This is a genomic window from Streptomyces sp. ISL-1 (assembly GCF_018614585.1).
GTDB classification, from domain to species: Bacteria; Actinomycetota; Actinomycetes; order Streptomycetales; family Streptomycetaceae; genus Streptomyces; species Streptomyces maoxianensis.
Genome location: NZ_JAGGOI010000004.1, coordinates 216783 through 231094, shown reverse-complemented (window position 1 = coordinate 231094; position 14312 = coordinate 216783). Strand labels below are relative to the sequence as shown.

12 protein-coding genes are annotated in these 14312 nt (G+C 68.1%); 4 read left to right on the top strand and 8 right to left on the bottom strand.

What is annotated here, in order from left to right; genetic code table 11:
- Positions 1–38: 38 nt before the first annotated feature.
- From J7E87_RS03005 to J7E87_RS02995, 3 genes are all read right to left on the bottom strand, one after another.
- Positions 39–1223: an acyltransferase gene (locus J7E87_RS03005; protein WP_215089528.1), complete on the bottom strand. Its 1185-nt coding sequence runs from the start codon at positions 1221–1223 to the stop codon at positions 39–41.
- Positions 1224–1375: 152 nt separating this feature from the next.
- Positions 1376–2359 (bottom strand): dTDP-glucose 4,6-dehydratase, encoded by a 984-nt coding sequence (rfbB, locus tag J7E87_RS03000; RefSeq protein WP_215089525.1) that lies wholly within the window; start codon positions 2357–2359, stop codon positions 1376–1378.
- 99 nt (positions 2360–2458) lie between these two features.
- Positions 2459–3676: a class I SAM-dependent methyltransferase gene (locus tag J7E87_RS02995; protein ID WP_215089523.1), complete on the bottom strand. Its 1218-nt coding sequence runs from the start codon at positions 3674–3676 to the stop codon at positions 2459–2461.
- Between the two features lie 165 nt (positions 3677–3841).
- On the opposite strand from J7E87_RS02995, the gene rfbA reads away from it, so the two are divergent.
- Entirely contained in the window at positions 3842–4720 is an 879-nt protein-coding gene (rfbA, locus tag J7E87_RS02990) for a glucose-1-phosphate thymidylyltransferase RfbA (protein ID WP_215089521.1), read from the top strand.
- Positions 4721–4835: 115 nt separating this feature from the next.
- On the opposite strand, the gene J7E87_RS02985 is transcribed toward rfbA, so the two are convergent.
- On the bottom strand, positions 4836–5930 hold the full coding sequence (locus tag J7E87_RS02985; protein ID WP_215089519.1) for a winged helix DNA-binding domain-containing protein: 1095 nt from the start codon (positions 5928–5930) through the stop codon (positions 4836–4838).
- 291 nt (positions 5931–6221) lie between these two features.
- Here J7E87_RS02985 and J7E87_RS02980 point away from each other — a divergent pair, with 291 nt between their 5' ends.
- The 3 genes from J7E87_RS02980 (at position 6222) to J7E87_RS02970 (ending at position 9392) form a co-directional block, all read left to right on the top strand.
- Positions 6222–6839, top strand: a complete 618-nt coding sequence (locus J7E87_RS02980; RefSeq protein WP_215089517.1) for a dTDP-4-dehydrorhamnose 3,5-epimerase family protein — start codon at positions 6222–6224, stop codon at positions 6837–6839.
- 125 nt (positions 6840–6964) lie between these two features.
- The gene (locus tag J7E87_RS02975; protein ID WP_215089515.1) at positions 6965–8110 is read left to right on the top strand and encodes a nucleotide disphospho-sugar-binding domain-containing protein; all 1146 of its coding nucleotides are present in this window, start codon (positions 6965–6967) and stop codon (positions 8108–8110) included.
- A 304-nt stretch (positions 8111–8414) separates the two neighbouring features.
- Positions 8415–9392, top strand: coding sequence for an NAD(P)-dependent oxidoreductase (locus J7E87_RS02970; protein ID WP_215089513.1), 978 nt, complete (start codon positions 8415–8417; stop codon positions 9390–9392).
- Positions 9393–9471: 79 nt separating this feature from the next.
- Here J7E87_RS02970 and J7E87_RS02965 read toward each other — a convergent pair whose 3' ends face one another.
- Genes J7E87_RS02965 through J7E87_RS02950 form a run of 4 tightly spaced genes read right to left on the bottom strand, consistent with a single transcriptional unit; the run spans position 9472 to position 14210 of the window.
- Positions 9472–10203, bottom strand: a complete 732-nt coding sequence (locus J7E87_RS02965; RefSeq protein WP_251016868.1) for a bifunctional 2-polyprenyl-6-hydroxyphenol methylase/3-demethylubiquinol 3-O-methyltransferase UbiG — start codon at positions 10201–10203, stop codon at positions 9472–9474.
- A complete protein-coding gene (locus J7E87_RS02960) occupies positions 10203–11429 on the bottom strand; it encodes a cytochrome P450 (RefSeq protein WP_215089511.1) in 1227 nt (408 codons plus the stop codon). The genes J7E87_RS02965 and J7E87_RS02960 overlap by 1 nt, the downstream gene beginning before the upstream one ends.
- Before the next feature lie 59 nt (positions 11430–11488).
- Positions 11489–12718, bottom strand: coding sequence for an NAD(P)/FAD-dependent oxidoreductase (locus tag J7E87_RS02955; RefSeq protein WP_215089509.1), 1230 nt, complete (start codon positions 12716–12718; stop codon positions 11489–11491).
- A 22-nt stretch (positions 12719–12740) separates the two neighbouring features.
- The gene (locus tag J7E87_RS02950) at positions 12741–14210 is read right to left on the bottom strand and encodes an alpha/beta fold hydrolase (protein WP_215089507.1); all 1470 of its coding nucleotides are present in this window, start codon (positions 14208–14210) and stop codon (positions 12741–12743) included.
- Positions 14211–14312: the final 102 nt, after the last annotated feature.

Here is a 14312-nt window from a genome sequence, read left to right as displayed (position 1 = left end):
CAGCAGCGTCGTTCTCAGCGGCCGCCGCGCAGCTCCGGTTACGAGCCGACCCCCACGTCCGCCCGTGGCGGCGAAGACCTTGCTACTGCGGCGGGCCGGCTCCAGCGGCGCACCGCGGGGCGCTCGACCAGCCGATAGAGCAACCACGCCAGCAGCAGGGTGATCACCACGGTCAGGCCCCCGTCGACCAGGGCACGGGAGACCGTCGACTGCGCCGTCCAGCCGTTCGCCCCGGCCATCTGCATCGGGCCGTACAGAATGACCAGCCAGTGCACCATGTACAGGGCGAAGGAGATCTCGCCGAGGAAGATCATGGTCCGGCTGCGGAAGAGCGTACGGTGGCCCCGCACATCGGCGGTGGCGCCGGCGGCGATGAGCAGGGCGATGAAGAACGCGATCGCGGATGTCTGGCTGTACATTTCCGGCAGCAATCCGGCGGTGACGACGAAGCTCGCCCCTGCCAGCAGTATGGCCGGGACGAGCGGTAGTCCGATCCAGCGCCCGCTGAGCACGATCCGCGCTGTCAGCATTCCGAGCATGAATTCCAGCATCCTGCTGATGGGGAAGTAGTAGGTGAACCACAACGGCCACCACGGCACGTCGGTGTTCGTCATCACCGGCTGTTCGGGCAGCAACAGCGCGACGAACGGCAGCGCGCAGATCAGCAGGGCGACACCGCCCATCCACAGCCACAGCCGCCCGGCGCGGATCCTGTTCAGCAGTGGGAGCAGCGCGGGGAAGGCCAGATAGAACAACAGCTCGCAAGCGAGCGACCAGGTGGGGGCGTTGGAGGCGTAGTTCAGCACGACCTCCTGGTCGGGAATCCAGGCCTGCACGAGGAACAGGGTGGGGACGGTGTTGGCCGCCGTCACCGCGTGGCCCGTGATGAGCATCAGGACCAGGGCGGCGCCCAGGGTGACCAGGTGGTTCGGATAGATCTTCACCAGGCGGCGGCGCCAGAAGAGTTTGCTGGTGTCACCGGGGCGCGCCGCCCAGGTCAGCACAAATCCGCTGAGGACGAAGAAGAAGACCACTCCGGTGGGCCCCAACGCGTAGAAGTAGGGCTCGGTCCAGGTGAGCCCGGGCTTCTGCACGCGAGGTACCAGGACGATCCCTATATGGCAGATCAGCACCATGAAGGAGGCGACGAATCGCATCCCGGTGAGCGAGCGCAGCCTTGATGACGATGCGTCGGGCGCGGTGGGAACGGGCGGTGCCGACATGGCGCCTCCATGGTTTCTGCGTCGAGAGAATGGCCGACCGAGCCGTACCCGGCATGTCTGAAAATGGAGCGGCCCGCTCGAGAGAAGCTCGCGACCGCCTGGGGGAAATGCCGGTGGAACCGGGACGACGCCCTGGACGTCCGCGCTCCGGGTCAGGTCAGTACCGCGTCGGCGAGCAGTGGTTCCCACCAGGACCGGTTGGTCCTGTACCAGGTCACCGTCTCGGCCAGGCCGGTGGTGAGGTCGACCGTGGGTCGGTAGCCGAGTTCCTCGGTGATCCGGGTGTGGTCCACGCAGTAGCGGCGGTCGTGGCCCTTGCGGTCCTCGACGTACCGGATCTGGTCCCAGTCCGCGTCGCAGGCGCGCACGATCAGGTCGACCAGGTCCCGGTTGGCCATCAGGGTGCCGCCGCCGATGTTGTAGGCCTCGCCCGCGCGGCCCCTGGTTCTGACCAGCTCGACGGCGCGGACGTGGTCCTCCACATGGAGCCAGTCCCTGATGTTGCCGCCGTCGCCGTACAGCGGCGCCTCCCGGCCGTCCAGCAGCCTGGTGATGAACAGCGGGATCAGCTTCTCCGGGAACTGGTACGGGCCGTAGTTGTTGGAGCACCGGGTGACCCGGACGTCCAGGCCGTGGGTCCGGTGCTGGGAGAGGGCGAGCATGTCCCCGGCCGCCTTGGAGGCCGCGTAAGGGGTGTTCGGCTGAAGGGGAGAGCTCTCGGTCCAGGATCCGTTCTCGATGGAGCCGTAGACCTCGTCGGTGGAGACGTACAGGAAACGGCCGACTTCATGGCGCAGCGCGGCGTCGAGCAGATTCTGCGTCCCCACCACATTGGTCCGTACGAAGCCGGCCGCGTCACGGATGGACCGGTCGACATGGGACTCGGCCGCGAAGTGCACCACCTGGTCGTGATCGCTCATCAGCGCGTGGACCAGCTCCACATCACAGATGTCTCCGTGTACGAACGTCAGGCCGGGATGGGCCTCGACAGGGGTGAGATTGGCCCGGTTGCCCGCGTAGGTCAGGGCGTCCAGGACGGTGACGGTCACATCCCCCGGTCCGCCGGGGCCCAGCAGGGTGCGCACGTAGTGGGAGCCGATGAAGCCCGCTCCGCCCGTGACGAGCACTCTGGTCATGGCAGCATCACGCTTTCGTGAGGGGTCCCGCGGTGGGCGGGCGGAGCCGGATCGTGTTCCGTCACGGCCGTCGGCCGTGACGGAACCCCGGGCCGCTGATCAGATGGCACGGACGTCCGGGACATAGAGAATCCACTTGCCGCCCTGCTCACGGAAAGCCTTCTCCCGGGCGATGATCTCCTCCGCGTGGTTCCACGCGAAGAGGAGGACGTATTCGGGATACGGAGCGGAGAACTCCTCGAGAGGCCTGATGGGAATGTGCGTACCCGGTGAGAGGCGTCCCTGCTTCGCGGCGGTCGAGTCGAAGATCGCGGGTACGAGATCGGGCCCGATACCACAGTAGTTGGTGACGGTCGCGCTTTTCGCCGTCGCCCCGTAGGCGGCGACGCTGTGCCCCGCCTCGCGCAGTTGGTGCAGAAGGGTCGTCAGGTCCTCGCAGTTCCGCTTCACCTGCATGCCGAACCGTTCGAGAATGGTGGTGTCGGTGAGCTGGCGCTGCTGCTCGTCGGCGATCAGTTCCGCGACGGCGGCGCTCGGTTCGCGGCGTCCCTGACGGGCGATGGTGTAGCGGACTTCGCCGCCATGGACCGGAAGACGCTGGACGTCGACGAGATCGAATCCGAACCGCCGGGCCGTCGCACGTACCGACGACGCGGAGAACAGATAGAAATGCTCGTCGTAGATCTGGTCGAAGCTGGCGCGTTCCACGATGTCGCCGAGGTACGGGTCCTCGAACACGAAAACACCGTCGGGCGCGAGAAGCGCGTCGATTCCGCGGAAGACCGAGTCCACATACGGAATGTGGCAGATCGTGTTCGCCGCGTAGATGACGTCGGCCGGCCCTTCCGTGGCTCTGATCTCGGCCGCCGTGGACTCCTGGAAGAAGTCGAAGCGTACGCGGACGCCCTTGGCGGCGGCCAGTTCGACCACGTCACGAGAGGGGTCGACGCCCAGGTGACGGATGCCGCTCTCGGCGATGGTCTTGAGCATGACGCCGTCGTTGCAGCCGATTTCGACCACGAAGGGGTCGCTGCCGCGGCATTCCGTTTCCATCAGTCGGCGGGCGGTCGTGGTGAAATGCTCGCGCATCACCGAGGACATCGACGAGTGGTACGGGTAGTCCTCGCGGAACATACGCTCGCGCGGCACTTCCTCCATGAGCTGCACCATGGTGCATTCCTCGCAGACGCCGACCGCGAGGCGGTAGAAGAATTCCTCCGAAGTGTCCTGAGGCCGGCGGAATGCGTCGGACAGCGGTTGGCGGCCGAAGTCGAAGAACTCGGTCACTGGGCCCCGGCAGGCACGGCAAGTCGTCATGTTCACACGCTATGAAGGCCCCCTCGAACGGAGCTAGACGGGCACTTGAGATAGCGGCGGCCGGCATCTGCCCCTATTCGAGCCGGTGTTGAGAGAGGCTCGAATACCGCCTGGCTTAGTTGCCGGCGCGCAGGTCCATTGGATTCAAAGAGTGGGAGTGACCTGGTGAAGGGGATCATACTGGCGGGTGGATCCGGAACCCGGCTCCAGCCGCTGACACTTGCAGTCTCCAAACAGCTGCTCCCCGTCGGCGACAAGCCCATGATCTACTATCCGCTCAGTGTGCTCATGCTCACCGGCATCAGAGACATACTGATCATTTCTACGCCGGTGGACCTTCCGCAGTTCAAGAGACTGCTGGGGGACGGTTCCCAGCTGGGGCTGCGGATCGAGTACAGCGAACAGGCGCAGCCCAACGGGCTGCCGGAAGCCTTCGTCATCGGCGCCGATCACATCGGTGACGACTCGGTCGCGCTCATCCTCGGCGACAACATCTTCCACGGCCATCACTTCTATTCCGTCCTCGCGGAAAACAGCCGGAACGTGAACGGATGCGTCCTCTTCGGCTATCCGGTGCAGGATCCGGAACGATACGGCGTGGGAGAAGTCGGCCCCGACGGGAAGCTCGTGTCCATCGAGGAGAAGCCGGCGAAACCGCGCTCCAACACGGCGATCACCGGGCTCTACTTCTACGACAACGCCGTGGTGGACGTGGCCAAGAACCTGAAGCCCTCCGCCCGCGGTGAGCTCGAGATCACCGATGTGAACCGCTGGTATCTGGAGCGGGGCACGGCCCGGCTCGTGAACCTCGGCCGGGGCTTCGCATGGCTGGACACCGGCACCCCCGATTCCCTGTTGCAGGCAGGACAGTACGTGGGCACGCTGGAGGAGCGGCAGGGCGTACGCATCGCCTGCGTCGAGGAGGTCGCCCTGCGGATGGGCTACATCGACAGCGAGGACTGCTACCGCCTCGGCGCCCGGCTCGGCAAGTCACGCTACGGCGAGTACGTCATGGCCATCGCACAGGAACTCACCGCCGTCTGAGACACAGGCCGCCACGACCCTCGGATGCCCAACAGGGCGGATCCTGAGCGTGACGTGGCGGCCGCAGGGCGCCGGGCTGCACGGGCAGGCACAAGTCGCTGCCCGTGCGGCCCGGTCAGGGCGTGTCGACCGGGCGGTACCGGATGTCGTAGTGGTCGGCGTCCTCGGCGGCGAACCGCAGCAGGCGGGCGCCCTCATCGGTCACCGCCTCCTCCTCGTTCGCGCTCAAGGGCGAGAAGAGCTTCACGGTCAGCACCGCCGAGCCCTTGTCCCGCTTGATTCCCCACAGACCACGGACGAAGCCGTCCACGGTCACCGCCGCCTCGACGATGATGTGCCTGCGTTGGGAGTCCGTCATCATCCGCGTCCGGTCCGCATGGCCGAGCACCACGTTGTCCAGCGCGGCGAGGAAACGGACGGCCGCGGTCGTGTCCGGGTCGGGTCGTGGCGCCTCGGGGAGGTCGAACAGCTCCTCGCCCGCCTCCCCCCGGAACACGCGCAACTCCGGCCGCAGCGCCTCGACCACTTCGCGCAGCCGGGTCATGCCGCTCCACGCCTGGATGTCTTTCACGGTGGCGGGACCGAAGGCCGCGAGGTAGCGCTGGACCAGCTCGCGCGGCGAGGGATCGGTGGCCGGCGGGCGGCCGAGCCACTGGTCGGCAAGTGTGAACGGCGTCGTACCGCGCCGCCCCCACGTGCCGTCCGGCGGTGGATGCACCACAGGCAGCAGCCCCTGCACCGACCTGGCCAGCGCGACCGGGTCCCGTCCGGGCCACCGCTCCACCAGGGCCCGGCCCAGTTCGGGCCTGGTGAGCGTGGACGCGCCGAGCACCGTCCGGGCGGCGGCGGCGAGTTCGGTGAGGTCCAGCCCGGTGGTGAATCTGCCGAAGGCGCCCTTTTGCCAGCGGTCCAGCATCGGCTGCAGCAGAGGCCGCAGCCACAGATAGTCCTCTGCCGTGACCAGGTGCTGGGTGCCGCGGAACAGTGTCGCCCGGACCACCATCCGCTCGTTCAGCAGCTTGGTGAGATCGTCGAGACGGAAGTCCGTGATCCTGCTCCACAGCCCGATGTACGGCGGGTCGGGGTCCTGTGCCTGCAGTCCGGCCACCTGCTCGATCACGGCCGGAGCGGCCAAGTCCGTACGGCGCAGAAGCAGTTGTCGTTCCAGCGTCGCCCGGTTGAGGCTCCGGCGGGTGAGTAGTTCTGCCATGGTGTCCCTTCACCTGGGCTTCCTGGGCATGTGACTTTGGCGGGGGAGAAGTGAACGGCACCCCGCAAGGGGCCCAAGCTAGTCCCCGTCGCGGTCAGCTGCTGACCGCGATCGCGGGCGAATGCGCCGCGGACCCGCACACCGCGCGGCGGCTTGCAGCGGACCTGTAGCCAGGTTCGAGGTACCGGCCGCAAAGTCCGGTCGGACGACCCGGCCGCCGCCCCGGGCGCCGGGCCCGAAGCACGACGACCGGCGCACGGTCATCGATGCTCGGCAGAGGAGGGACGAGAGTTGGAGTCGCGAGAACTCAAGGTCGCCGGTGCCCTGGCCTTCACTCCGCAGGTGTTCAAGGACTCCCGTGGCCTGTTCGTGTCGCCGTTCCAGGAGGAGGCGTTCGTCGAAGCGACCGGGCGGCCCCTCTTCGCGGTGTCCCAGACCAGTTACAGCAGATCGCGGCGCGGCGTCGTGCGCGGTGTGCACTTCACGCGCACCCCGCCGGGCATGGCGAAATATGTGTACTGCGCGCAGGGGCAGGCCCTCGACATCGTGGTGGACATCCGGGTGGGCTCACCCACCTTCGGGCAGTGCGACGCCGTCGTTCTCGATCCGGTCGAATTCCGCGCGCTGTACTTGCCTGTCGGGGTGGGGCACGCCTTCGTCGCTCTGCGGGACGAGACCGTCATGTCCTACACGCTCTCCCGAAGTTACGTCGCGGAGAACGAGCTGGCGCTGTCCGTTTTCGACCCCGAGCTTAATCTGCCACTGCCCGACGGCATCCGCCCGGTCGTTTCCGACCGGGACCGAGTGGCCCCCTCGCTCGCACAGGCCCGGGCCGACGGACTGCTGCCGGACCATGCGCAGTGCATGGAGATCGAGAGGGCACTGGCCCCGCGCCGCACCACTCCATGACCGCGAGGCCGCGACGACCGCGAGGCCGCGACAACGGCCGGGCCGCCACGACCGCCGGGCCGCGAACAGCCGTCGGACCAGCCGGATTCGAGCGATATTCCGGCCCGTCTTTGTAGCTTCCCGGCATGAAGATACTGGTGGCCACGGGTCCTGCCCACCCGCTGTACTACCCGATCGTCCCCCTTGCCTGGGCGCTGCGCGCGGCCGGCCACGAGGTGCTCGTCGCGGCTCCTGAGAGCTTCGAGGGGCCTGTCCGCGGTTCCGGCCTGCCGATGGCGCCGATCTGCGGGCCCCTCGACATGGGCGAGGTCATGTCCAAGGACCGCACGGGCGGACGGGTCCAGGTGCCCGACACCGATGAGGAGATGGCCGAGGGCATCGGCCGCGGCTTCGGCCGGCTGGCCGCGCGCACCCTGAAGGGCATGAGCGGCCTCGTGGAGGGGTGGCGCCCCGACCTGATCGTCGCCGAGGCCTACTCGTACGCCGCCGCCGCTGCGGCCGCGGCGCTCCACGACATCCCCTGGGTGAAGCACGTCGTGGGCCCCGGCGATCTGCCGGTCGTGCCCTGGGTCGCCGCCGAGCTGCAGCCGGAGCTGAAGGAGCTGGGGCTCGCCGAGCTGCCGGCGCCAGACCTGATCCTCGACAACTGCCCGCCCATGCTGGGTGATCCGACGCCCGGCGCCCAGCCGATCAGGTACGTGTCGTACGGCGAGCCGGGCACCGTACCCGAGTGGGCCCTGCGGCCCCGCACCCGCCCCAGGCTGCTGATCACGCTTGGCTCCGTCCAGCCGCAGATCGGCGGTGCCCCGATGCTGGGGAACATCGTGCGTTCGCTCGGGATGCTGGACGCGGAACTGGTCGTCGCGGTGGCGGACCACTTGGTCGGACAGCTCGGGCCCCTGCCGGATTCGGTTGTCGCCACCGGCTGGCTGTCGCTGACTTCCGTGCTTCCCGCCTGCGACGTGGCTGTCCACCACGGCGGCCCGGGGACCATGATGGCCTGTCTCTCCCAGGGGCTGCCCCAGGTGGTGGTCCCCGGACGTGGCAAGCCGCTCGACGCGATCCGGCGCCTCGCCGATCTGGGTGCGGTGCGCCACCTTCCGCCCATGGAGCTGAGCCCCGAGTCGATGCTGGAAGCCGTCGGCGATCTGCTGGACGGCCCCGGCTACCGAAAGCAGGCGCAGGGCGTGGCGGACCACATCGCGCAACAGCCGTCGCCCGGTGAGACGGTGTCGGTGCTCGTGGACCTGGTGACGAAGCGGCAGCCGTAGGGCGTGTTTTAGAAGTCCCGCCTGCCCCGCGACGCCTGGCACGCACTCCCCCAGCTACCGCTGGGAGGTGCCCCCACGCGATGTTGTCGGAGTCGCCCAAGTACGTCCAGTACGAGGGCGATCTCCCCCAGACTTCGTCCGGGGGTGCCCCCACCGCCTTGCGATTGCACGCACCAGACGCCGCAGGGCCCGCCCTACGGGCGGACGGCGCTACTTCTAAAACACGCCCTGGCCGAGAACCGACGGCCGGGCAGGCACAGGGCCCCCGGCCCCGACGACGTGGCCCGAGACGTGGAGAGACAGGATGAGCGCAGAGGACGGGCGGAGCGGCCGGCAGCGGGTGGCGGTTCTCGGCGGCACCGGGTGGATCGGGCGGCACATCTGTGCCGCCGCCTCCGTCCGGGGCCATGACATCGTCGTCGTGGCCCGCCACCCCGCTCCGCACGTCTCGGCCCATACCTTCGTCCCTCTCGACCTTGCGCACGCCACCACGGAGGAGATCACGGCCTTGCTGCGGGCCGAGCGGATCGGTGTGGTGGTCAACTCGACCGACGCGGCGAACGCGACGGACGGCTGGACCAAGTCGGAACAGGACATGGCCCTCGTCAATGTCGGCCTGGTGGGCCGGCTGCTCGCGGGTATGTCCGCGCTGCCCTGGCGCTCCCGCATCGTGCACATCGGAACGATGCACGAGTACGGCGAGGTCGCCGCGGGCACCGCCATGGACGAGACCATCACGCCGCGCCCCGGCACTGCGTACACCAGGACCAAGCTCGCCGGATCGCAGGCCGTGCTGGACGCAGTGGGCAGCGGCCTCGTCGACGGCCTGGTGCTGCGGGCTGCGAACGTCAGCGGACCGCACCCTTCGCCGGCGAGCTTCCCCGGAAAGCTCGTCGGCATGCTGCGTCAGGCTCTCGCCTCCGGTCAGCGCATGCCGGTGGTCATGACCCAGGCCAGGCGCGACTTCGTGGACGTCCGCGATGTCGCGGAGGCGGTCGTCAAGGCCGTCGAGACGTCGGTGAGCGGCAGGGTGCTCAACATCGGCAGCGGCGTGGCCGTGGACATGCGCACGCTGGTCCGGCTGTTCGTCACCGCCGCCGGGCATACCGTCGACATGATCGACGAGGAGATCCGGCACGTCCCGAGCCTCGGGGGCGCCTGGACCCGGGCCGACATCCGGCTCGCCGGGCAACTGCTCGGCTGGCAGCCCCGTATCGGACTCGAAGAGTCGCTCGGCACCATGTGGTCCACTGCGACGGCCGGGGACCGCCTGGAAGCCTGAAACATCACAGGCGTCATACGCACAACCCAGAAACTTCTGTCGGGCCCGGTCAACAGGACCGGGCCCGACAGAGGTTTCGTCACTTCAGTACGCCGACGAACAGCCCGCAGCCGAAGCGGGCCCGGTCGATGTACTCCACCGAGCAGCCGGCGCGCTCGAAGGCGGTCTCGTACTGCTGCCTGGTGAAGAGATGCATCCGGTGGACATCCGTGAAGTGCCGTATCCCGGCGTCCTTACGGGCGTCGATGTAGTGGACGATGATCGGCACTTGGTCGCCGTGCCGCTCCGAGTGGGAGACGCGGACCGTGACCCGGTCCTCCGTCCGGACGAGATCGTCCGCGATGTAACCCGGCAGGAATGCCTCCGGGAAGTACCAGGGCTCGATCACGATCACACCACCGGGATTCAGGTGGCGCGCCAGGCTCGCGAGGGTGTTGTTCAGCTCGGCCGCCGATCCCACGTAACCGATCGAGCTGAACATGCAGGAGATGGCGTCGTATTTGCGGTCGAGCGTGAAGTCCTGCATGTCGCCCTGGTGCACCGGCACGTCGGGCATGCTCTGCCCGGCCTTGGCGATCATGTGCTCCGAGAGCTCCAGCCCCTCCACGGTGGCGAAGTGCCGCTTGAAGAAGACCAGATGACCGCCGGTCCCACAGGCGACGTCGAGAAGGGATGCGGCATCCGGCTTCCGGGCCTGGACGAGCGCGGTCACATCGGCCGACTCGGCGGCGTAGTCCTTGCCGCGGCCGGCGTAGATGAGTTCATAGAGCTCGGCCAGGCCGGACCCGTACGCCTCCATTTCGTCGCCCATCACTCGTCCCAGGTGACGGGCAGTTCCCGTACCCCGTAGACGATGGCGCCCTCCTTACGGGGTATGTCCGCGAGCGGCTTGGCGAGCCTGAGCGTGGGAATGCGGCGGAACAGTGTCGTCCAGGCGATCTGCATCTCAAGCCTCGCCAGCTCGGCGCCGATGCAGTGGTGCGCCCCGTGACCGAATCCGACCTGCTTGCGGCTGCCCCGGCGCAGGATGAGCTTCTCCGGCTCGGGAAAGACCTCCGGGTCCCGGTTTGCGGTGAGGAGCAGGCACAGGATGCCGTCGCCGGCCGGGATGACCGTGCCGTCGATCTCGATGTCCTCCAGGGCCACGCGCGGTACCCCGATGTCCCCGATGGTCACCACGCGCAGCAGTTCCTCGGTCGCCGGCCCGATCATCGTCTCCGGGTCGGCCAGCAGCTCCGCCAGCTGCTCGGGATTGTCGAGCAGGCAGGCGGTGCCGAAGGAGAGCATGCTGCCCGTGGTCTCGTGTCCGCCGTTCATCAGCATCCGGACCATGTTGACCAGGTCCCGCCGGGTGTAGTCCTCGTCCGACTTGCGGTACTCCGCGATGATGGTGCTGATCAGATCCTCGCCCGGCTCCGTCTCCTTCAGCTCGACCAGCTTCTCCACATAGGCGTTGACCTCGACGATCGCCGCCACCCGCTGCTCCGGGGTGCTGAGGATGCCGAACATGTTGTTGCTGTGCTCGATGATGAAGTCGTGGTCGTTCTGCGGGATGCCGAGCATGTCGCAGATCACGGTCGTCGGCAGCGACAGCGAGAAGAGGCGGTGGAAGTCCACCGGCGGCGGCAGGGCCAGCAGCCGGTCGACGTGCTCGTCGACGAGCTCCTGAATGCGACCGCGCAGCTTCTGGACCCGCTGATACGTGAACGCGGCCGCGGCCTTCTGCCGGGAGATGGTGTGCTCCGGAGGGTCGTAGCCGATGAAGGAGGTCTCGGTACGGGCCTGCGGCGGCGCGACGAAGTAGAAGGGGAAGTTGGCGTGCTTGCGGGAGGCGCTGGCCCGCGGGTCGGTCAGGATGCGGCGGACGGATTCGTGTCCGGTGACCGTCCAGACGCGCAGGCCCGTGTTGGCGAGGGTCACCTGAGTGACACCGTTCTTGACCATCGCCGCGTACTGCGGGGGCGGGGTGAAGGGGGCCGGACGGGCATAGGGGAACGTCTCCTGCTGCGTGCCGGAGCCGTCCGCGGTAGTGGTCATCGTCGCTGTCTCCTCGGCTGTGCGAGTCGGATCCGTGGGCGCGGCGGACCGTGAGCCGGTCATGACGGAGCCCGCAGACCGAGTCCGTCGCCCCCGGTCAGTTCCGGTGCGTGCCAGTCGATGTGATGGCTGCTCATCCACGTCGGGTCGGTCTTGCCGGCCGCGTCCTTGAAGGCCCGTGAAATGAAGTAGTTGCGCACGAACCGGCCCACCGGGCCTCGGCGCATATTGCCCTCGTTGTTGTACTTGCCCTGCGCCACGATGTCTTCCACGCGCTTGCGGCGCACCGACTCGTAGGTGATGAAGGCCTGTTTGACGCTCGACGCGTCACGCACGCACTTGGCCAGGACGACGGCGTCCTCCATGGCGACCGAGCAGCCCTGCCCGGCGGTCGGGGACACCGCGTGCGCGGCGTCGCCGATCACGATCATGTGACCCCGGTGCCAGCGCGGCACCTTCGGCAGGTCGTACGTGGGGGAGGGCGGCGCCAGATCGGGTGTGGCCGCGATGATCCGCGCCGCCGGTGTCCCGTCGGAGGCGAACAGCCCCAGCAGATCCGCGCGCCAGGACAACTTCGCCCTGCGGAGCTCCGCGGCGTCGGGCTCGGTCGTGCGCGGCGGATTGGCGAACCACCACAGATCGCCGTTGGGGTGCTTGGTGTAGCTGAAGAAGCTGTTCTTCCCGAAGAACATCCGGATGACCCCGGGCGGTCCCTCGGTGGGGAACCCGCGTGCGCAGCCGAAGGCGTTCAGCACCCCGAGGTAGCGCGGTACGGGAGCGGCCGGGTCGATGATGCCGCGTACCTGGGAGCGCAGACCGTCCGCTCCGACGAGCAGGTCGCCCTCGGCGTGCGTCTCGTCCGCGAAGACGGCGTGGACCCTGCCGCCGCTGCTCCTGGCGTCGACGATCCGCTTTCCGTACTCGATGGGAATCTTGCGCCGGGCCGCTTCGTCGCGCAGCGCGATGTAGAGGTCCGAACGCCGGATCGTCTGGATGATGATGCCGCCGGCGGAGAGCCGGTCGGTGGGCACGTCACCGGTCAGTGGTTTGCCGGTGTGGCTGTAGAACGCTATTGCCGGGGTGTCGAATCCATTGCTCCGTACGAGGTCGCCCAGCCCGATGCTGTCGAGGGCGTCGATGCCGTTCGGCGCGATATTGACGAAGTTGCCGATGCCGTCCGCCGTGCGGTCGAAGGCTTCGTAGACGGTCGGCTCCAGGCCGGCCTTCTGCAGTGCGATCGCGGTGACTGTGCCGGCGATGCCACCGCCGATGACGAGTGCGCGTGCCATGTTCCTTCCTTCACTGGTGAGGTCAGGCGGTGTGGTCGGCCGGGCGCTCGGTGTCGCCGGCCCGGTCCGCGGGGATGTCCGGGCGGCGCACCGTGCTGGTGCAGACGGTGTCCTCCGGGACGATGCCGTCGACGAGGTACGCGTCGACCAGCGCGTCCACTTCGGGGTTGCCGTTCAGCGCGTAGATCTCGTGCTGACCGGAGTCCGCGACGGTGATCAGCCGGTAGCCCAGCCGCGCGGCCATCGCTGCCCCGCCCTCGTAGTGGTCCGTCGGGTCGCCGTCGGCGTGGACGACGAGACCGGTCGCAAGGCCCTCACCGGTCAGGCTGGCAGGCTCCTCCGGCGGGGTGAAGGCCCGGAACGCCCCCACCCACGGCTGGGCGCGCATCACTCCGTATCCGTACGGGTAACGCTCACGGAAGCGGCGCATGTCCTCGAAGTAGACGTCGAGGTCCTCGGGCCAGTCCTTCTCCAGCGTGACGGCGTCGAGTACTCCGCAGCGTGTGGTCCCTTCCGTTTCTGCCGGAGGCCACACCTTTTCGTCGGCGAGCCACTTCTCGACCGTCGCCTTGTCGCCGGTGCGCAGGTCCGCCACGAGATGGCCGAGCTCCGCCCACCTGGCCCGGTTCGCGGATCGCGACCCCATCGCGCCGTCGAAAAGGGTACGGAGGTAATTCCCGGCCTGCGTCGCGGTATTGTGCGCCGCTTCCTCGACTGCCGATATCACCGCATCCTGCGTGGCGCCGAGACCGAAGAGCCCGACGCGCTCCGCCGCCCAATCCGCCCATTTCTCGACATTGGCGCGGTTGGCTCGCCCCTGCGCCATGAACTGTTCTCGCCAGGACCAGTCCGGATGCACGCAGGAATCGAGCACGCAGCGGTCCAGCCGGGAGGGGAACATGGAGCCGTACACAGCTCCGACATAGGTGCCGTAGGTGTAACCGATGAAGCTGAGTTTTTCTTCGCCCAGCACCTCCCGGATCACCTCCATGTCCCTGGCGACATTCCGGGTGCTGTGGTGCCGGCGCGGCTCCCCTCCGGCGCGCTGGTTGCCCTCCTCGCGCCTGCGGAAGTCCTCGGCGACGAGCGGGAAATCGGCGTCCGTGGGCCGCGAGTCGAAGGGCGCCTTTGTCGGGGTGATCTCGCCGGTCAGGGGCGTGGAGCCGCCCGTCCCGCGCGGATCGAACCCGATGAGGTCGTAGCATTCGCCGAGCCGGGTGCGGGAGAGCACCGCGGGAAACCGGCGGCCCAGTCCGAAGTATCCGCCGGGCCCTCCGTTGAGTGCCAGGAGAATTCCACGCCGTCGGCCCGGATCCTTCGCACGTATCCGGTTGACGGCGATGGACAGACGCGGTCCGTCGGGCCGGGCGTGGTCGAGCGGAACCTCCACGACGCACTGTTCGCTGCCGTCGCCGGAAGGTGACGGCGACCATTTAGGTTGTTGGCGGCGGAATTCCCGCAGCACATCCGCTGAGCTTTCACTGGTCCTCATGGCTGGGGACTCAACCTCCGTATCGACGGCAAAAGCAGTGAATGGTCCGGCTGACAGCGTCGGGCGGGCGCCTAGAATCCGCGTGGAAACATGCTCGATGCA